Origin of the sequence: Micromonospora sp. NPDC006766 (assembly GCF_040636055.1) — a bacterium.
GTDB lineage: Bacteria > Actinomycetota > Actinomycetes > Mycobacteriales > Micromonosporaceae > Micromonospora.
This window is the reverse complement of sequence record NZ_JBEYIX010000035.1, coordinates 1-18,789: the sequence shown is the minus strand read 5'-3', so window position 1 is coordinate 18,789 and position 18,789 is coordinate 1. Positions and strand designations below refer to the sequence as shown.

General features: G+C 70.7%; 14 protein-coding genes. 6 read left to right on the top strand and 8 right to left on the bottom strand.

The window, feature by feature from the left end; all coding sequences use genetic code 11:
• Window position 1: 1 nt before the first annotated feature.
• Together ABZ671_RS23515 and ABZ671_RS23510 are read right to left on the bottom strand one after the other, a co-directional pair.
• Window positions 2–970 carry a glutamate ABC transporter substrate-binding protein gene (locus ABZ671_RS23515; RefSeq protein WP_357861795.1) on the bottom strand — a complete coding sequence of 323 codons (969 nt, stop codon included), beginning with the start codon at window positions 968–970 and terminating at the stop codon, window positions 2–4.
• Window positions 967–2,232 (bottom strand): hypothetical protein, encoded by a 1,266-nt coding sequence (locus tag ABZ671_RS23510; protein WP_357861793.1) that lies wholly within the window; start codon window positions 2,230–2,232, stop codon window positions 967–969. The genes ABZ671_RS23515 and ABZ671_RS23510 overlap by 4 nt, the downstream gene beginning before the upstream one ends.
• A gap of 226 nt (window positions 2,233–2,458) precedes the next feature.
• On the opposite strand from ABZ671_RS23510, the gene ABZ671_RS23505 reads away from it, so the two are divergent.
• The 3 genes from ABZ671_RS23505 (at window position 2,459) to ABZ671_RS23495 (ending at window position 7,604) form a co-directional block, all read left to right on the top strand.
• Entirely contained in the window at window positions 2,459–4,138 is a 1,680-nt protein-coding gene (locus ABZ671_RS23505; protein WP_357861791.1) for a cation:proton antiporter, read from the top strand.
• A gap of 326 nt (window positions 4,139–4,464) precedes the next feature.
• The gene (locus ABZ671_RS23500; RefSeq protein WP_357861789.1) at window positions 4,465–6,234 is read left to right on the top strand and encodes an ABC transporter permease subunit; all 1,770 of its coding nucleotides are present in this window, start codon (window positions 4,465–4,467) and stop codon (window positions 6,232–6,234) included.
• A gap of 26 nt (window positions 6,235–6,260) precedes the next feature.
• On the top strand, window positions 6,261–7,604 hold the full coding sequence (locus tag ABZ671_RS23495; protein ID WP_357861787.1) for a nitrate/sulfonate/bicarbonate ABC transporter ATP-binding protein: 1,344 nt from the start codon (window positions 6,261–6,263) through the stop codon (window positions 7,602–7,604).
• Here ABZ671_RS23495 and ABZ671_RS23490 read toward each other — a convergent pair.
• From ABZ671_RS23490 to ABZ671_RS23470, 5 genes are all read right to left on the bottom strand, one after another.
• Window positions 7,601–8,008: a metalloregulator ArsR/SmtB family transcription factor gene (locus ABZ671_RS23490; RefSeq protein ID WP_357861785.1), complete on the bottom strand. Its 408-nt coding sequence runs from the start codon at window positions 8,006–8,008 to the stop codon at window positions 7,601–7,603. The genes ABZ671_RS23495 and ABZ671_RS23490 overlap by 4 nt on opposite strands.
• 74 nt (window positions 8,009–8,082) lie before the next feature.
• On the bottom strand, window positions 8,083–10,197 hold the full coding sequence (locus ABZ671_RS23485; RefSeq protein ID WP_357861783.1) for a cellulase family glycosylhydrolase: 2,115 nt from the start codon (window positions 10,195–10,197) through the stop codon (window positions 8,083–8,085).
• 256 nt (window positions 10,198–10,453) lie between these two features.
• Window positions 10,454–13,216 carry an AAA domain-containing protein gene (locus ABZ671_RS23480; protein WP_357861781.1) on the bottom strand — a complete coding sequence of 921 codons (2,763 nt, stop codon included), beginning with the start codon at window positions 13,214–13,216 and terminating at the stop codon, window positions 10,454–10,456.
• Window positions 13,217–13,319: 103 nt separating this feature from the next.
• On the bottom strand, window positions 13,320–13,769 hold the full coding sequence (locus ABZ671_RS23475) for a glycoside hydrolase family 11 protein (protein WP_357861862.1): 450 nt from the start codon (window positions 13,767–13,769) through the stop codon (window positions 13,320–13,322).
• A 426-nt stretch (window positions 13,770–14,195) separates the two neighbouring features.
• Entirely contained in the window at window positions 14,196–14,348 is a 153-nt protein-coding gene (locus tag ABZ671_RS23470) for a hypothetical protein (RefSeq protein WP_357861779.1), read from the bottom strand.
• Between the two features lie 13 nt (window positions 14,349–14,361).
• Between ABZ671_RS23470 and ABZ671_RS23465 the strand changes: the two genes are divergently transcribed.
• Window positions 14,362–15,423, top strand: a complete 1,062-nt coding sequence (locus tag ABZ671_RS23465) for an LCP family protein (protein ID WP_357861777.1) — start codon at window positions 14,362–14,364, stop codon at window positions 15,421–15,423.
• A 10-nt stretch (window positions 15,424–15,433) separates the two neighbouring features.
• Here the strand turns inward: ABZ671_RS23465 and ABZ671_RS23460 are convergent, their stop codons facing one another.
• Window positions 15,434–16,486 carry a hypothetical protein gene (locus ABZ671_RS23460; protein ID WP_357861775.1) on the bottom strand — a complete coding sequence of 351 codons (1,053 nt, stop codon included), beginning with the start codon at window positions 16,484–16,486 and terminating at the stop codon, window positions 15,434–15,436.
• Window positions 16,487–16,646: 160 nt separating this feature from the next.
• Between ABZ671_RS23460 and ABZ671_RS23455 the strand changes: the two genes are divergently transcribed.
• Both ABZ671_RS23455 and ABZ671_RS23450 read left to right on the top strand, forming a co-directional pair.
• A complete protein-coding gene (locus ABZ671_RS23455) occupies window positions 16,647–17,210 on the top strand; it encodes an N-acetyltransferase (RefSeq protein WP_357861773.1) in 564 nt (187 codons plus the stop codon).
• A gap of 131 nt (window positions 17,211–17,341) precedes the next feature.
• Window positions 17,342–18,789: S8 family serine peptidase (locus ABZ671_RS23450; protein ID WP_357861771.1), on the top strand; the 1,448-nt coding region annotated here is incomplete at its 3' end.

Below are 18,789 nucleotides of genomic sequence, written 5' to 3'. Positions count from 1 at the left end.
GTCAGTCCCGGTAGCGGGCGGCCGGTGGCTGCGGGGTGCTGCCCAGCGCGGTCAGCCACGTGTGGTGGAGCCGGGCCCAGGTGCCGTCCGCGCGGAGCCGTTCGAGCACCGCGTTGACGAAACGCACCAGGTCGGGCGACTCCTTCTTCATCGCCATGCCGTACGGCTCTTCGGTGAACCGGTCGGGCAGGACCGTGGTGCCCGGGTCCTGTGCCGCGAAGCCGGCCAGGATCGTGTCGTCGCCGGAGACCGCGTCGACCTGGTTCTGCTGCAGCATCACCAGGCAATCCAACGCGTCGGCCGCCGACACCGGCAGCGCCTGCGGAGCCTTGGTCGCGACGTTTCGGATCGACGTGCTGCCGGTGGACGCGCAGACCTTCTTACCGGCGAGACCCTGCAGGCCCTTGATCGGCGATCCCTTGGCGACCAGGATGGCCTGACCGGCGCTGACGTACTCGGTGGAGAACGACACCCGCTGCCACCGGTCGCAGGTCATCGTCATGCTGCGAATGACGATGTCGACGGCGCCCGACTGGACCGCCTGCTCCCGTTCGGCGGTGGTGACCGCCCGGAACAGCACCTTGCCGGGGTCGCCGAAGATCGCTCGGGCGATCTCGTGCGCCAGGTCGATCTCGAAGCCCACCAGGTCCCCGGTGCCCGGGTCGCGGTATCCGAAGCGGTAGTTGTTCTGGTCGACGCCGACGACCAGCCGGCCTCGCTCGGCGATGCGGGCCATCGTCGAGCCGCCCGGCATCCGCCCCGGCGCCGGCAGGGTGCCGGACGGCCGCAGGCTGGCTCGCGGATCACACGACCCGGGCGGCGCGGCGGCCCCGCTCGGGATGACCGCCGGATCCTGCGCGCCGACCGGGCGGGGCGCGGCCACGTCGACCCGCGCCTCGGGCAGCGGCCGGGCCGCCGTGCAACCGGCTAGACAGAGGACGGTCAGCAACGCGAGGGCAGGTCGTCTCATCGGTACTCCGCCAATCGCCGCTGGATACCGAGCGCCGCGCCGACGATCAGCAGCGCCGCCAGCACGGCGACGCCGAGGTCCGCGCCGGCGAGTGCATCGGCGGCGCGGCTCACGTCCTGGTCGAACCGCTGCCGGTGGTGTTCGATGGCGTCGGCCAGGTGCTCGTCGAACTGGTTGAAGATGCTGGCCGTCGACTCCGGGCCGGTGCCGACGGCTGCGGCGACCGCCTGGGTGTACTGCCCGCTGTCGTCGAGGGCGCGCAGTTTCTGGTGGGCCGCGAGCCACTTGCGCGCCTCACCCGCCGCCGCGTCGACCGTGTCGCTGGTGGTCGCGTCCGCGCCGGACAGGGCCGCCAGCCCGGTGACGCTCTCCATGGCCCGGGCGTAATCCTCTTCGAACCGCGCGCCGTTGCCCCGGGCGATCAGCGTGTGTGCCTCGTCGGCGCGGGCCTGCAATGCCGCGATGCGCACCCCGACCAGCTGCGCGACCGGGGTCGAGCCCTGCTCACGGCTCGCGTCGAGCCGTTCGGCAGCCAGCGCCGCCGAAACCCCGAGCCACACGACCAGGACGGCCGTCGCGGCGGTGGCGGCCACCAACCCGAGGTTGAACAACCGGTTGGTACGGCGGGTCAGGTAACGCTGCACCACCACAAGCGCGGCGATGGTCAGCAGCCCGAGCAGCACCGCGAACCACGGAAACCCACCCGCCCGGTCGCGGGCGTCGTCGAGCTGGACAGAGGTGGCCTCGTAGAGCGTCTGGACCGCGGGCAGCAGGCGCTCGCGCATCAGGCCCGACGCCTCGCGCAGGTACGCGCCACCGATTGGCACGCCCTGCCGGTTGTGCACCCGGGCCGTCTCGACAAGGCCGGTGTAGACCGGCAGGTCGCTGGTGATCTGCGCGACCGCCACCTCGCCCCGGTCGCCGCCCGCGCGCCCCGCGGACACCTCGGACAGCGCCGCCGCCGCGTCGGCGATGTCGGACTGATAGCGCTCGCGGAGGGCCACCGGCTCGACACCGCCGGCGAGGAAGGCGCTTGCCGCGGTGGCGTCGGCGTCGGAGAGCGCACGGTAGAGCCGCTGCACGGCGACCGTCAGGTCACCGCCGCGGGCGGTGGCACCGTTGACGAGGTCCATCCGCTGGCGTACGCCGAGCGCCCCGGCCACGCCCGTGGCGAGCCCGAGCACGACGAGCACGGCGGTGGCGAGCGTCAGCCGCCCCGGCGTACGACGAAGGCGCCGCTGGACGCCGGGAAGCCGCGTCACACCGGTTGCCGATCCACGAACAAGAGTCACGCCTACCACCACCCCCGGGCGTTCAAGGTAGTGGACGACCGCAAGCGGAAGATCAGCTTGTTGTTCATTGTCTTCGGCCGGTTCATCCCAACAGTGCTGGGATGGGCACTCGCGCCAGCTCAGCGGCGTCCAGTTCAGCGGGTACGCTCCGGACTACCGCAGGCCGGGCTGCCGCCGAACAGGAAGAATCAATCGGGTGAGCCCCCAGACGACGTCGTTGTTCGTGCTCGCCGCCGTCGCGGTCATCGTCGTGGTGCGATGGGTGGCGACGCGCACGGGCCTGCCGGCGGCGGCGCTCCTGCCGCTCGTCGGCATCGCCTACGCGCTGCTCCCTGGGCCCAACATCAACCTTGATCCCGGCATCGTGCTGACGGTCGTGCTGCCACCGCTGCTCTACAGCGCGGCTCTGGATTCATCGCTGCTGGGCATCCGCCGGAACCTCCGTATCGTGGTCAGTTTGTCCGTGGTGCTGGTGCTGCTCACCGCAGTGCTGGTGGGGCTCGGTTTTCACCTGTTCGTCGCCGGGGCCACCCTGGCCGCGGGGATCGCGATCGGCGCCGCGATCGCGCCGCCGGATCCGGTGGCCGCGCTGGCCGTGGGCCGGCGAGTGAACCTGCCGCCGAAGCTGGTCACGATCATTCAGGGCGAGGGACTGCTGAACGACGCCACCGCCCTGACGATCCTCAAGGTCGCCGTCGCCGCCGCCGTCGGCGGTGGGTTCTCGTACGCATCCGCCGCCGGCCAGTTCGTGCTCGCGGCGGCGGGCGGGGTCGCGGTCGGCGGGATCGTCGCTTGGGTGGTGCGCCTGGCCCGACCGCTCACCACGGATCCGCTGCTGGCCAACGCCATCTCACTCGCGACGCCGTTCGTGGCCTACCTGTCGGGCGAGGAACTGCACGTCTCCGGGGTGCTCGCCGTGGTGATCGCCGGGTTGATCGTCGGTCACCACGCCCCCCGGCTCGCCTCCGGCGCCAGCCGGCTGCAGACCAGCGCGGTGTGGCGGCTGGTCGACTTCCTCCTCGAAGGCTTCATCTTCCTGCTGATCGGCCAGCAGCTGCTCAGGGTGGTCCGGGGCCTGCACCGGTACGACACCTCCACCATCGTCGCCGCCGTCGCGGTGTCGGTCGGCGTGGTGCTGCTGCTCCGCCCCGCGTGGCTGGTGCTGACCCAGTTGCTCCCCCGGTCGCTGCACACCCGGCTGGGCGGCGCATTCGAGCAGGACGACCCCGACGAACGCGGCAACTCGCGGCAGGCCGCGCGCGAGGAGCGCAACGCCCGGCGGCTCACCGGTCGCGAGGTCGGGGCGCTGAGCTGGTCCGGAACCCGTGGGGTCATCAGCCTGGCGGCGATCTTCACCCTGCCGCTGGCCACCGACAGTGGGGCGCCCTTCCCCGACCGCGACCTGCTGCTGTTCTGCACCTTCGTGGTCGTTCTCGTGACGCTTGTCGGGCAGGGCCTCACGTTCGCGCCGCTGGTGCGGGCGTTGGGCCTACGGGCCGACGAGACCGACCAGGCCCGGGTACGCAACGAGGCCCGGTCGGCCGCTGTCGAGGCGGCCCTGGACCGCCTCGACGAGGTCGCCACCGACGAGCCGGAGAACGCCGTGGCCGTCAACACCACCCGTACCCAGTTGCTGGCCCGGCTGGCCCGCTACCGCGGTCGGTTGGACCTGCTGGAAAACGCCGAGTCCGCCGAGATGCCCACCTCACCGCAGTATGAGGCGGCGCTTCGCATCCGGCGGGCCGTGATCGACGCCCAGCGCGAGGAACTCCTGCGGTGGCGCGACGCCGGTCGGCTGCCCGACGCGGGGCTCCGCATCCTGGAACGCGAGCTCGATCACGAGGAGCTGCTCCTGCCACGGCGCAGCTCCGGCTGACCGTACGCAGGCAGTCCCGACGCGACTGTCCGTGGCCGCACACCATCAGCCTATTTGCGTCTCAGCGCAAGTATGTGGCATTGTTGCCGGTGGCTGAGGCCGCTGTGTCGAGATGAGGGAGGTGGCCAGCCATGTCGAGCTGTGATCCTCCTTCGAGTACCAGCCCCCGGTGCGGACGGCGCTGAGCGCCTGCCGCCAATGATCCGGGGTTCCCCCTGGGCCGAGGCCCGGTCTTTCCCTAGGTTCATGCCGTCTGGTGTCGCGCCTGCGGTGCCGCCCCGACGTGGCGAACTCTGATCTTTCTACCCCAGCATGGGGGTGCACCGATGCTGCCCGTAAGAAAAGCGTCCGGCCGGGTCGGCCGGCGACTGTCGATGCTCCCGGCCCGGCTGCCGTGGGTGCGGACCCAGGTCGGCTGGGCCGACGTGGTGGTGGCCGCCACAGTGCTGGTGGTCTTCTATGTGGCGATCCGCGTCGGCGCCGGCGTCGCGGTCTCGTTCACCCCGAGCCGGCCCCTGCACATCGACACCGACCCGGCCAAGCTGCCGTACTACGCGATACGCAGCCTGCTCCGCATGTTCGCCGCGCTGGCGGTGTCCGTGCTGTTCACCCTTGTCTACGGATACGCGGCGGCGCGCAGCCGCCGGCTGGAGCGGGTGCTGATTCCCGCGTTGGACATCCTGCAGTCGGTGCCGATCCTCGGCTTCCTGACCATCGCGGTGACGACGCTGGTGGGGCTGTTCCCGCACTCGCTGCTCGGCCTGGAACTGGCCGCCGTGTTCGCGATCTTCACCTCGCAGGCGTGGAACATGACGTTCTCGTTCTACCACTCGTTGATCACGCTGCCACGAGAGTTGGACGAGCTGTCCCGCAACCTGCGGCTGACCCGGTGGATGCGGTTCTGGCGTATCGAGGTGCCGCACGCGGCGATCGGGCTGGTGTGGAACGGCATGATGAGCTTCGGCGGCGGATGGTTCTTCCTGGTCGCCTCTGAGGCGATCACCGTCGCCAACCACGAGTACTCCCTGCCGGGAGTGGGCGCCTACGCCGGCACGGCCATCGCCAACGGGAACCTGGCCGGGATCGGGTACGCGATCGCCACCATGACGATCATGGTCGTCACGGTGAACTTCATGTTCTGGCGGCCGCTGACGGCGTGGGTGGAGAAGTTCAAGCAGGAACAGTCCGAGGCCGTTGACGTACCCCGGTCGCTCGTGCTGGACCTGCTACGCCGCTCCCACTGGCCACAGTTCATCGCCCCGGCCAAGCGGGCCGTGGCCGAGGCGTTGGGCCGAATCGGCCGCGTGTTCGGCACCGACGACCAGGCACTCTCGACCCGCCCGGTCCGCCGCCGGGCCGGCGATGTCGCGTTCAACGTCGCCATGGTGGGGCTGGTCGCGTGGGGTGTGGTGGAGGTGGTCCGCTACCTGCACGGCAGCGGCGAGGGCCTGGACGTGTTCACCGAGCCGCTGCTGCTGGGCCTGCTGACCCTGACCCGGGTCGTGGTGCTGATGCTGCTGGCCACGGTGGTGTGGGTGCCCATCGGGGTACGCATCGGCTCGAGCCCGCGGCTGGCCCGCGTCGCCCAGCCGGTGGTGCAGGTGCTGGCCAGCTTCCCGGCGAACTTCCTGTTCCCGCTGGTCACCTGGCTGTTGGTACACACCGACATCACCCTGGACGTCGGTGGTGCCCTGCTGATGGCACTGGGCGCCCAGTGGTACATCCTGTTCAACACCATCGCCGGCGCTCAGGCCATCCCCACCGACCTGCGGGAAGCCATGACCGACCTCGGCGTACGCGGCTGGCAGCGGTGGCGACGGCTGATCATCCCGGCCGTCTTCCCGTACTACGTGACCGGTGGCATCACTGCCTCCGGCGGGGCGTGGAACGCCTCCATCGTCGCCGAGGTCGTCACCTTCGGCGGCACCACGCTCACCGCGCACGGCCTCGGCGCCTACATCGCCGAGGCGACCACCGCGGGCAACTATCCGAAAATTCTGGCCGGCATCGCCGTCATGTCCCTGTACGTGGTGGGGTTGAACCGGCTGTTCTGGCGCCGCCTGTACGCCTTGGCCGAAACCCGCTACGCCCTCTGATCTGAGCAGCCGAAGGAACACCCATCATGACCAATACCACAACCACCGCATCGGCCAGGAGCGGCGAGGTGCTGCTGGCCACCGAGGCGTTGACCAAGTCCTACGCCGGCGCCGACGGAGAACTGCCCGTGCTGGCCGGCATCGACCTGACTATTCGGGCCGGGGAGATCGTCGCCCTGCTGGGCCGGTCCGGGTCGGGCAAGTCCACCCTCCTGCGCTGCCTGGCCGGGCTCATCCCACCCTCCACCGGCACCGTCACCTACAAGAGCCGGCCGTTGACGGGTTCCAACCCCGGCACCGCGATGGTCTTCCAGACCTTCGCGCTGCTGCCCTGGCTGACCGTGCAGCAGAATGTCGAGCTGGGCCTGGAAGCCCGCAACGTTCCCCCGAAGCAGCGCACCGATGCCGCGCTGAAGGCCATCGACCTGATCGGCCTGGACGGTTTCGAATCCGCCTACCCCAAGGAGCTGTCCGGCGGGATGCGGCAGCGGGTCGGGTTCGCCCGCGCGCTCGTGGTCGAGCCGGACGTGCTGCTGATGGACGAGCCGTTCTCGGCCCTGGACGTGCTGACCGCGGAGAACCTGCGCGGCGAGCTGGTCGAACTGTGGGAGTCCGGCCAGTTCCCCACCCGAGCGATCGTGCTGGTGACACACAGCATCGAAGAGGCGGTGCTGCTGGCCGACCGGATTCTGGTCCTGGGCTCCCGGCCCGGCACCATCCGCGCCGAGTACCCGGTCGGGTTGCCCCGGCCCCGGCTGCGCGACAGCAAGGCCTTCGAGTCGTTGGTCGACACGGTGTACGCGGCGATGACCGGCCGCGAGCGCGACGTCGCCCCCGAGGTGCCGCCGCTGCGGCGGACCCCCGCCAACACCCCGCTGCCGCCCGCCAGCGTGGACGGGCTGTCCGGGCTGGCGGAGATCCTCGCCGAGCATCCCGACCCGATCGACCTGGGTGACCTGGCCGACGAGTTGGGCCTGGAGGTGAAGAACCTGCTGCCGCTGGTGGATGCGTTGGAGCTGCTCGGCTTCGCCACCGCCGACGCACGCGGCGTCGCGTTGACCGACCCGGGCTTCGAGTTCGCCGCCGCGGACGTGCAGACCTCCAAGCAGCTGTTCGCCGCCACCATGCAGCACAGTCCGCTGGTGCGTACGATTCTCACCAGCCTGCAACGCACGGACGACGGCGTCCTACGCGCCGGGTTCTTCCGCGACCTGCTCGCGCACAACTACACCGCGGAGCAGATCACGGCCCAGCTCGATGTCGCCACCGACTGGGGCCGGTACGCGGAGTTGTACTCCTACGACGCCATCACCGAGGAGTACCGGCTCGATCCCGCCCAACGCGCCGCCAGCATCCCGGCGGAAGGTTAGCCCTGGGCCAGCCGCGGTCGGGCGGCGGCCGCCGCCCGCTGCGGCGCGGTCGCCGCCGGGCGAGTGGCGTCGGCGCGAAGCTGCTCCGGCGCGGCCGTTTCCAGCCGGGTGGCGGTCAACACCACCTCTTCCAGCAGCCGCGTCACCTGGTCGGAGGCCAGTCGGTAGAAGATTCGAGTGCCGTCTCGGCGGCTGGCCACCACACCTGCCTCACGCAACCGCGCCAGGTGCTGTGACACCGCAGCCACCTGCGCCCCGGCCAGCTGCGCCAGCCGGGACACCGGCATCTCCTCCTTGGCGAGGGCCCACACCAGCCGCAGCCGGGTCGGGTCGGCGAGAACCTTCAACAAGGTCAGCGACGGCTCGAACCCCGGCCCCTCAGCATCTGATATTTGCGCCTGCACGCAATAATCCTACCGCCGGGCCGGACCACCCGCCACAGCGCGGCGGGCACCGTGGCCCGCCGCGCCGCAGGAGGTCAGCTGGTGCTGCCGGTGACGGTGCTCCCCGACTTGGTGACGTAGTAGGTGACCTTCGTTCCGCTCCAGAAGTGGAACGTCAACGTCACCCGTCGGCCGTCGTTGACCTCGGCGAAGAACTCCGGCTTCAACGTGATCGTGTTGCCGCTGTAGTTCGGCGCGAACGTCACGTCGAACTCCTTGTACGAGGTCCAGTTCTGCGGGCCGGCGTTGCTGCCGTCGGCGTACTTGGCCTCCATGGTGGCGAGTTGGTCACCACGGAACTGGGTCGGCAGGTTGAACGAGCCCGTCGACCCGGTGGCGTTGGAGAGCACCGGCGGGTCGTACGAAATGATGCTGATCCGCCACGGCACGCCGGCGGAGAAGCGGGCCTGGATGGTGGCGTTCACCCCGTACGCCCGGGAGCCGACCAGCCGGGTGACCGCCGCCGCGGTGAGCGTCAGCGTGCTGCCGGAGATCGTGTAGTCGGCGCCGTTGGCCAGGTCGGTGCTGCCCTGGCGCAACCCCTGGAAGGTCGTCCCGTTCAGGTTGAGCGTCAGGCTCTTGCTGGTGATCGAGCCGGCCCGCGGCACGTACACCTGGTCGCTCGACGCGGTGCCGGAGCGGGTGGTCCAGCTCGACTTGATCTGGGCGAACAGCTCCGGGTCGCTCCACTGGAACGACGTGCGGCCGAAGTGCTGCCCGTTGTCCCACAGCTGGGTGGTGATCTTCCGGTTGCGCGCGTAGTAGCCGAGGAACTCGAAGAACTTGAGCTTCTCGCCCTGCTCGATGGTGCCGGTGTGCCGGTCGAAGCCGAGCAGGCCGTACTCGCCGATGATGACCGGGATGTTGCGGGCGACGAACGCGTTGTAGACGCGGTCGAACTGGTCGGTGAGGTCCTGCTGCACGGTGGCGTCGAAGCGGGTGCCACCGGCGATGTTCACGCTGAACGGCCAGTAGCCGTAGAAGTGCACGGTCGCGATGAGGTTGGCGTCCTTCAGGGTGTTGAAGGTGCTCACCAGTTCGTCCACCCGGGGCTGGTCGGCCGACGTGTACAGGGTCGGCAGCACGAGGAGTCGGGTGGCGTTGCCGCCGCCGGACTGGCGCACAATCCGCTGGAAGGACGTGTTGAGCTCGTTCAGCAGGGTCGCGTTCTGGGCGTCGCCGGAGCTGCCGGTGAACTGTGGCTCGTTGACGCTCTCGAAGACGAGCCGGGATGAGGAGTCGCGGAAGGCCGCAGCGATCTGCGTCCAGAGCGCGTTGTACCGGTTCAGCACGTTCGTGCGGTCGGTGGGCATCGTGTTGATCCACTGCCACGAGTCGTGATGCAGGTTGATCACCACGTAGAAGCCGTCGTCGAGCCCCCAGTTGACCACTTCGCGCACCCGGTTGAGCCAGGCCGCGTCTATGGTGTAGTTCGGCGCGCCGCCGTGGTGGTTGCTCCAGGTGACCGGGATTCGGATGCTGTTGAACCCCTGCGCCCGAACGTTGTCGATGAGTGCCTTGGTCACCCGCGGGTTGCCCCACGCGGTCTCGTCCGCGCCGACCGCGTCGAACGAGTTGCCCAGGTTCCAGCCGGGCTGCATGGCGGCGACGGCGGCCATGGCGTTGCCGGCCGGCGGCGGTGAGGTCGGTGGCGCGGTGGTCGGCGGGGTTGAGGTCGGCGGCGCGGTGGTCGCGGGCGGGGTGGTGCCGCCGACGCTGCCGGTGCAGGTGACGCCGTTGAGCGTGAACGAGGTGGGCGCGGTGTTGGCCCCGGACCAGGAGCCGTTGAAGCCGAAGGAGACGGTGCCGTTGGTGGCGATCGCGCCGTTGTAGCTGACGTTGGTCGCGGTCACCTTCGCGCCCGAGGAGGTGATGTTGGCGTTCCACGCCTGGGTGACCTGCTGCCCGGACGGGAACGTCCAGACCAGGCTCCAGGCGTTGAGCGGATCGCCGAGGTTGGTGATGCTGACGTCGGCGGTGAAGCCGCCGGGCCACTCGCTGCTTTTTACGTACGTCACCCGGCAGCCGGCCGCCGCCTGGGCGCTCGTCGCGGTCACCAGGCCGGCGCCGGCCACGAGCGCCGCCGTGGCCGCCGCGACCATGCCGATCCGCCATCGGATTCTGCGCGCTGTGCCTCGCAAGCCGGCCATGCTGCTCCTTCAGGTGTCACGCGGGTTGGGGCCCCGCGGTGGGCAGGCCGCGCGAGGGTGCCACCCCGCGCGCCGCGAGACTAAGTTTAAATCCCCAACTTTGTCAATTGCCGCCTGTCGATGCGGGACGGGCAGCGGCCAGCGACTACCAGGTAACCGACACCGCGAGCGCGGCCGCGACGACGGCGGCGACGATCAGGTCGGGCCATTCCACAGATCGATACAGGTGGAGATAACTTTTATCTATGCCCTGCGGCTACCGGCGGGTGACTCGGGAGGACAGGTCGAGGGCAGCCCGGATCGGGTCGTCCGACCAGCGGCTGGCGAACACGTCGTAGAGCCGCCACCCGGCCCGCAGCAGGGCCCGCTGCCGTTCCACGTGCGCCGCGACCCCGTCCGGATGCACCCCGCAGATCAGCCCGACCGCGTGCTCCGCGCCGCCCACGCAGAGGTCGATCCGCCACCGGCCGACCGGGTAACCCGGCCGCACCGACAGCCCGAGCCGACGCAATTGCTCGGCGAGCGCGGCCGGCCAGCCGTCCGCCGGCTCGCCGTCCGGGGCGGCGGACGGTGGTTTCCCGGCGTACGACAGGTAGTCGCCGATCAGGCCCTCGGGAGACCGTAGGGAGGTCACCACGGTCAGGCGTTCACGGGCCCGGGTGATCAGGACGTTGAACAGGTTCGGCTCGGCGACGAACCGCTGCCGGGACGGCGGATCGGCGTCCACCAGCCCCAGCGAGGCGACCAGCACGTCGGCCTCGCTGCCCTGGAACGCGTGGACGGTACCCGACCGCAGGCCGAGACGCTCGATCTCGTCAACGTCGAAGGCGGCCAGCAGCGCCGCCTCCAGGGCGTCCGCCTGCGCCCGGAACGGACTGACCACCGCGATCCCGCCGGCCGGCGGGTCGGCGGCGATCCCGCGGACCAGGTCGAGCGTGGCCTCCACCTCGGCCTGGTTGACGCCGTCGACCACGCCCGCGTCGGGCACGGTCACCACGTCGATGACGTCGGCGCGCTCGTTGCCGGGGTGCCGGGTCACCAGTTCCACCCGGTCGCCGTAGAAGCGGTGGGCGGAGAACTGGATCAGGTGCGGGGCCGAGCGGTAGTGCTCGCTGAGCCAGGTGACCGGCGCGGCGCCGGCCGCCACGTCGAAAGCACTGGATCGGCGTACGTCGAGCCGGTCGCCGAAGTGGTCCAGGCCGTGCCGGCGCAGCGCGGCGGCGACGTCCAGGTCGGCCACGAACGACACGAACCGCAGCTGCCGCGGGTCGCCGGCGACCAGTGCGCGCCGCGCTCGGGCCAGCACCGGGGCGGCCCGGAGCTGGTCGATGTGCGCCGCCTCGTCGAGCACCACCAGGTCGAACATGCCGGCCACCGGGGGAAGCAGATCTTCCACGTCGGCCACCGTGCCCACCCACAACGGCAGCGCGCGTACCAGCGCCTCGGCATCCAGCTCGGCCAGCAGTTCGCGGCGGCGGTTGCGGCCGGCCCGCAGCGCCACGCCGAGGCCGCTCGCGGCGCGCCGGGCCGCGCCGGTCCACCGGCCGGCGCTGGTCGAGCGGTGCAGCATCGCCGTGCCGACGGCGGTGGCCAGCGCGGCGTCCGCCTCGGCCAGGCCGCGCCAGGCCGGTGCCAGGTCGGTGCCGCCGGCAGCCGCCAGCCGCGCCGCGGCCTGTACCGCGCTCGCCGCCACCACCGCGGCCCGCAACCGCTCCACCGGTACGTTCCGGCCGGCGCCCGCGCGTCGCCGCAGCCGCCAGTCGGCGTACGCCCGTCGCCAGCGTCCGCCGTCGGCCCTGGTCGCGGCGGCCAGCGCGGCCCGGACGGCGGTCAGGTCGGCGGCCGGGGCGAACGTGCCCGGCGCGTCGTGGGCCAGGGCCGGCAGCAGCGGCTCCCATCCGGGCAGGGTGGCGGCGAGCGCTTCCTCGTCGAGTGCGGCGACGAGCACCGCCAGGATTTCCGCCACCCGATCCCGGGCGGCGGCCACGGCAGCGGCGTCAGCCCGCAGTGTCGCGTCGTCCGCACCCGCCGCCGCCCCACCGGCCAGTTCGACGGCGATCGACTCGCGGCGTACGGCGTCACCGAACAACACCGGCGTCGGCCCGGGATGGCGATGCAGCAACTCGCCCAGCACGTTGGCGGCGTGCGGCGACTGGGTGGCCACCAGCACCGACCCGCCCCGCTGCACCGTGTCCAGCGCGGCGGCGACCAGGCTGTGGCTCTTGCCGTTGCCCGGTGCGCCGGAGACCACCACGACCGGTTCGGCCCGGACCCGACGCACCACGTCCCGCTGCGCCGCGTTCAACGGCAGGGGCGACAGCACGTCGTCGCCGTCGCCCGGGCCCTGCGGGCTCACGTCCGACTCCTCGGCCGCTGCGGTGGAGTAGAGCCGGGCCAGCGCGGTGCCCGCCAACCCAGGCCGGCTCGCCCAGTTGAGCAGGGTGTCACGCAGCCCGCCGGCGAGCACATCACGAGCCAGGAAGAGCGCCGCGGCGGCGACGCCGGTGAGGGCGGCGTCGTCGCGGCTGTAGGGCGGTTCGGTGACCACCGCGTCCAGCTTCAGCCCGGCCGCCCCGGCGGCCGCAGTGATCCACGCCGCGGTGCCGGGCGCGCCCAGCCAGCCCCTTCCGGCCAGCCCCGGCGCCGCCTCCAGCCGGGCGGCGAGGTCCCGGTCCTCGATCAGCGAGGTCAGCTCCAGGTCCCCGGCCGGGACAACCCGATAGCCGCGGCCGGTGCGCTGCAGGCGGACCGGCTGGGCCAGCAACGGCAGGCGGATCCGCCGCCGGCTGCCGTTGAGGTCCGTCGCGCCCAGGACGAAGGCCAGGCCGCGGCGCAGGATCCGCTCGTCGCGGTGCAGCGCGTCCAGGGCGGCGAGACGGTCCAGCTGGGAGCTGCGCGGTCCCCGGTCGACCTCCGGCAGCCAGACCAACGGGCGGCCGGTGCCGGACACGTCGAAGGCGTGCTCGGCGCCGGCCGGGGCCAGGTCGGCGAGCGCGGTGAGGATTCTCGCCGTCTCCATCGCCCGCCGATTCTGCCGTACCAGGAGAACGCCGACCGTTGGCCCGGCAGCGGTGACGCGGCGGCCTGGGTGGCCGCCGCGCCATCTTCCGGGCGTACGGGCGTCAGCTCGCGCTGCAGGAGACCGTCGGCCAGGTCCAGTTGCCGTTGTGTTGGATGGTGACGCCCCAGTTGTTGCCGCTGCCGTTGGGCTTGGCAACCAGTTGCTGGGCGGTGGGGTAGCTGGCGCTGATGTTCCAGGTGGCGATGATCTTGGCTGGGGACGGAACGTTCATCGTCACGGTCCAGTTGTTGGAGCCGGACACCGAGACGTTGAGGTTGTACCGGTCGCTCCACTGCTGACCCGCGGACAGCGCGGCGGTGCAGCTGCCGCCGCCACCGCCGCCACCCCCGCCACCGCCACCACCACCGGAGCCGCCCAGCGTGATGTTGGAGTTTCCGCTGCTCTGGTATCCCTCGGTCGCGAGAATCATGTAGTCGTGGCTGCCCAGACTCATTCCGTTGCGGGCCCAGGCGTCGAAGTGGTTACCCGTGGTTATAGTGCCACCCGTCAGGCACCGCCGACGAGCATCCGGATGCGACCGCGTCTGCGGCCCTTCTGGTGAACGGGGGAATCTTTCATGTGCGTTTCCTCCTCACAAAGGCTGGCCGGCAGCGTGAGACGACCCGGGTCGCGGCGACGACCCCGGATCAACATCCGTTGAAATCAGTCGATGGGGAAAAGCGTCAGTCCGCTCCGTTGACCTGTCAACGACTTCCGGAAGGGTTTCGGAATGCCGACCCGGGACCGGATAACTGCCGGCGGCACCAGCGAGCTGACCAAGGGTGCCGCGCTGCCCGTCCGCTTGGAGATCGCGTGGCGCGCCGCCCATGCGTACGGGGTCGCTGCTGTCGGGAATTCTCGGAACAGTTTCGGGTCAATGAGCGGGACATGACGCCGAGAATGCCGGCGGTATGCTGGCATCCCCCCTGAGGAGTGATCACGCCGTGTCGTACGCCCCACCGAACGCCGGGCGGCCGTCGCCAGGCCGCGCATCGAAGTCGTCCTCCCGCCACGCGAGCCGCGCCACTGCGCCGGCCAGGAAGAAGCGGCGGCGCCGCGACCCGCTGTGGGCGCGGCTGCTGGTCATCATCGGCGCGACGGTGATGACCATCAGCGGGTTGACCGTGGTGGGCGTCAAGGGTCTGGTTGGTGCGGCGACGAGCAACGTCACGCAGCAGAACCTGATCGGCGCGGCCAACGCGGAACGCGGGCATGTGAGCATCAACGGTGCGAAGACCATCCTGCTGGTCGGTCTGGACGGCCAGGGCGGCATGATGCGGTCGGACTCGAACATCCTCCTGCACATCCCCGCCAGCCACGACCGTGCGTACCTGGTCTCGCTGCCGCGTGACAGTTACGTACGCATCCCCGCGTACGAGAACGGAAAGGTGCCCTATCGCGGCGGTGAGAACAAGCTCAACTCGGCGTTCGCGTACGGCAGCCGGGGCCTGACCGGCGATGAGGCCCTCGCGCACGGCTTCGAACTGCTCAGCCTGACAATCAAGGACCTGACCGGGATCACCCCGGACGCCGGCGCCATCATCGACTTTGACGGCTTCAAGAAGGTCGTGGAGGTGCTGGGCAAGGTCTGCATGTACGTGGACGAGGACACCACCTCCATTCACATCGGCCACACCGCCGACGGCAAGAGGGCAGCACCCTACAAGATCAACCCGGACGGGACGCTGCACCACAAGAATCCCGGGGTAACGGCGAACTTCTACGCCAAGGGAAACCACTGTTTCACCCCGTCGCAAGCGCTGGACTTTGTCCGCCAACGCGACCTGCTGGCGAACAACGACTTCGACTACGGCCGCCAACGGCACCAGCAACAGCTCATCAAGGCAGTGCTCAAGCAGGTCGTGAACGACGGTCTCAGCTCTCCGAGGAAGCTGCCCGGCCTGCTGTCCGCGGTCGGAAAGACCATGACCGTTGACGGTGGCGGCATCTCCCTGGAGGACTGGGCCTTCGCGATGCGGGGCATCAACCCGGACGACATGATCACCATCAAGACCAACAACGGCAAGTTCAACAGCCGGTCGGTGCCGGGCGTGGGCAGTGCCGAGATCCTCAGCGACACCAGCATGCAACTGCTGCAGGCCGTCAAGGACGACACCGTGGACAACTTCGTCATCGCCCACCCCGACTGGGTCGCCACCAGCTGACCTCGACCCGCTACCGCTGGCGGCTGCGGCGTAACCGGGCCGCTCCCACCACTCCCACGACGAGCAGGCCCAGGCCGACAACTGCCGCCACGCCGGACAGCGAGGTCCTTTCCCGATCGTCGGGTGACCTACCGGTGGCAGCGGCGGTGGGAGTGCCCGTGACCGCACGCGCGCTCGGCGGGGTGATCGCCGGCACGGGATAACGCAGGATCGTGGGCTTCGTCCCCGGCGGTTGATCGGCGGTTTCGGAGACCGTGAGCAGGAACTGTCCGTCGCGGCTGTAGGTGATCGATTCCCCCTGGGGCTCGTCGGGCAGCGGCGTGATCCGCGGTGTCCCGGTCGTGAGGGCCGTGATCACATCGCCGTTGACGACATCAAACTCGAACGCGTCGGCGTAGGTGCGCAGCACGACGCGACGCCGGTCGGGTGCCGTGGCGGCGCCGGTGACCACCGCCCGGCCGAGAAAGGAGAACGGGTTGCGGGTCGTGGTACGCGGCAGACGCACCTGTCCGACCCGCTTCAACGGCACCGTCGCGCCCGGCTTCAGGTCGACGGTGGGGGTGTACAGGCCGGCGGCGCCGCCCTGCTTCGTCACGATGATCGGACGGCCGTCGCCGGCGATGAGCAGCGCCTCGGCGTCGTGCGGGCCGTCCGGGTACGTCATGCGGTGCAGCACGGGCCGGTCGCTGCGCGGTGACAGTTTCCACAGCGCGACCGTCTGGCGGGTGCGATCGTTGTCGCCGATGTCGGCGACCCAGAGCGTTCCGTCGGCGTCGACGGCCAGATCCTCGGTGTCTCTGGGGCGGGAGGGATAGCGCACCGTCCGTACCACCGCGCAATTGGCGTCGAGGAAGAAGATCCGACGGCGTGGCTCCTCGTCCGCGCTGTCGTTGACCACGACGAAGCCGGTCGTGGTCGCGACCATCCCCGAGATCTCCGTCAACCGGTCGTCCCGCACCTGGCACACGGGCTTGCCGTGGGACGCCTCAGGCGTGGTCAGGGGAGACGGGCTCGCCGCTGCTCGGCCCGGCACGATCGCCACCGCCAGTACGACAGCGGCCACGCTCCCCGCCCGACCGAGGATTGTCCCACCGAGTCCCGCCATCTCTTTCGCCTGCCTCGATCGCATGTCCGATCTCCTCCCCCCGTCGACCCGGTCGCAGCTCCTGTCGGCAAGGTCGACCGGCATTGACGTGCCTTCCACGGGCGGCGATAGTACGACCATGGCCAGCATCGCAACGGGTGGGCCAATCATCTTGGACGCGGCGGAGCTGGCCGCCGACCCGGATCTCCAGGCCCGGTTCGTGGAGTCGGCCCATCGGATCCTGGCGGACCTGGTCCGCGATGGCGCGGCGCTCGGCTGGGTCGCGCCGCCGTCCCGCCCTGACGTGGCGGAACTCCTCGGCCAGATCCTCCGTGCGGTGCGGGCGGGCGACAGCGCCCTGCGCGCCGCCTACCTCGACCGCCGGCTGGTCGGGCTGGGATACTGGCTGCGCTATGCCCGACCGACTCATCGGCCGCACGCCGATCTGGAGAAAATCGCGGTGGATGCTGCCGCCCAGGGCTGCGGCGTCGGCCGGGCGTTGACCGCTGCCTTGATCGCTGACGCTCGACGGGCCGGCATCGAAGTCCTCACCCTGGACGCCCGTGGCGACAACAGCGCCGCCCTGCGTCTCTACCGGTCGCTGGGCTTCACCGAGTACGGCCGCCTGCCCGATTTCGTCGCGGTCGGCGAGCACCGCTACGACAAGGTCTGCTACCTGCTCGACCTGCGCCGACAGGGCTGACGCCTGCTCGGCAACCACGCCCGCGCCACCCTCAATCGAGATTGCCCGCCGTTTCGCGTAACGCATCGACCGGCTCAAGCGTCTGTATATAGAGGCGGTCCACGGGGGACCGTCAAGGAACGGGGAGGCACATGCGATCCAGCAGAAGCACAAGAGCGGTACTGGCCGGGGGGATCGTCGTCGCGCTGCTGACGGGCGCGCCCGGCACCGCCGTCGCCAGGCCGGCGGCCGCACCACAGGCGGTCAAGCCGGTGATCACCACCGGCGAGTCGACGACGGTAACGCTGATCACCGGTGACCGGGTGACCGTGGCCGGCGACGGCCGGCTCGGCATCACGCCGCGTAAAGGCGTCACGTTCCACAGCTACCGCGCCAAGGGTCACCGGTACGTGATTCCGTCTGATGCGGTGCCGTTGCTGCGGGCGGACCGGCTCGACCAGCGGTTGTTCGACCTGACCGAGTTGCTGGCGGTGCAGGCCGCGCGTCCGTCGTCGATGCCGCTGGTCGTCTCCGGCGCCACCGCCGCGCCGGGTCTGACCGTGGCGCGGCGGCTGCCCGCGGTGCGGGGCTTCGCCGCCGAGACGCCCACTCAGTCGCTGGCCGCCCGCTGGCCTGCGACTCGCAGCAAGCTGACCGAGGGCAAGATCTGGCTCGACGCCGTGCGTAAGCCGGCGCTGGACCAGAGCGTGCCGCTGATCGGCGCGCCGACGGCCTGGTCGGCTGGTTTCGACGGCACGGGCGTGCGGGTCGCAGTGCTCGATACGGGCATTGACGCCACGCACCCCGACCTGGCCGGGAAGATCTCGACGCGGCGGAACTTCACCGAGGGTGAGGAGGACGACCGTGACCTGGTCGGCCACGGCACCCACGTCGCGTCGACCATCGCGGGCAGCGGCGCCGGTTCCGGCGGGAAGTACAAGGGTGTCGCGCCGGGCGCGTCGCTGCTGGATGGCAAGGTCTGCGTCCAGTTCGGCTGCATGGAGTCGTGGATCGTGGCCGGCATGCAGTGGGCCGCCGAGTCCGGGGCGAACGTGGTCAACCTGAGCCTCGGCGGGCCGAACGGCCCCGAGGTCGACCCGCTCGAGGAGGCGGTCAACAGCCTGACCGCGCAGCACGGCACGTTGTTCGTCATCGCGGCGGGCAACGACGGGGACGACGAGACGGTCAGTTCCCCGGCGACGGCGGAGGCGGCGCTGGCGGTTGCGGCGTTCACGAAGTCCGACGAGCTCGCCGACTTCTCCAGCCGAGGCCCCAGCGCCGACGGCTGGGCGGTGAAGCCCGAGATCGCCGCGCCGGGCGTCGACATCGTCGCGGCACGCGGCAAGGACGGCTTCCTCGGCGCGCCAGGTCAGCTGTACATGCCGTTGAACGGCACGTCGATGGCGACCCCGCATGTGGCGGGCGCGGCCGCGCTGCTGCGTCAGGCGCACCCGGGGTGGGCTGCGGGGCAGTTGAAGGCGTCGCTGATGGCCTCGGCGAAGCCAGCCAGCGGGGTCGGGGTGTTCGCGCAGGGTGCGGGTCGGGTGGACGTGGCCCGGGCGATCAGCCAGCAGGTCACGACGACGCCGACGTCGGTGAC

What these genes read in the sequence shown, in the direction of transcription:
- ABZ671_RS23515 (WP_357861795.1), bottom strand. Translation starts at nt 970, where the DNA reads ATGAGACGACCTGCCCTCGCGTTGCTGACCGTCCTCTGTCTAGCCGGT.
- ABZ671_RS23500 (WP_357861789.1), top strand. Translation starts at nt 4,465, where the DNA reads ATGCTGCCCGTAAGAAAAGCGTCCGGCCGGGTCGGCCGGCGACTGTCG.
- ABZ671_RS23495 (WP_357861787.1), top strand. Translation starts at nt 6,261, where the DNA reads ATGACCAATACCACAACCACCGCATCGGCCAGGAGCGGCGAGGTGCTG.
- ABZ671_RS23485 (WP_357861783.1), bottom strand. Translation starts at nt 10,197, where the DNA reads ATGGCCGGCTTGCGAGGCACAGCGCGCAGAATCCGATGGCGGATCGGC.
- ABZ671_RS23480 (WP_357861781.1), bottom strand. Translation starts at nt 13,216, where the DNA reads ATGGAGACGGCGAGAATCCTCACCGCGCTCGCCGACCTGGCCCCGGCC.
- ABZ671_RS23470 (WP_357861779.1), bottom strand. Translation starts at nt 14,348, where the DNA reads ATGATGACCAGCAGCCGCGCCCACAGCGGGTCGCGGCGCCGCCGCTTC.
- ABZ671_RS23465 (WP_357861777.1), top strand. Translation starts at nt 14,362, where the DNA reads ATGACCATCAGCGGGTTGACCGTGGTGGGCGTCAAGGGTCTGGTTGGT.
- ABZ671_RS23455 (WP_357861773.1), top strand. Translation starts at nt 16,647, where the DNA reads ATGGCCAGCATCGCAACGGGTGGGCCAATCATCTTGGACGCGGCGGAG.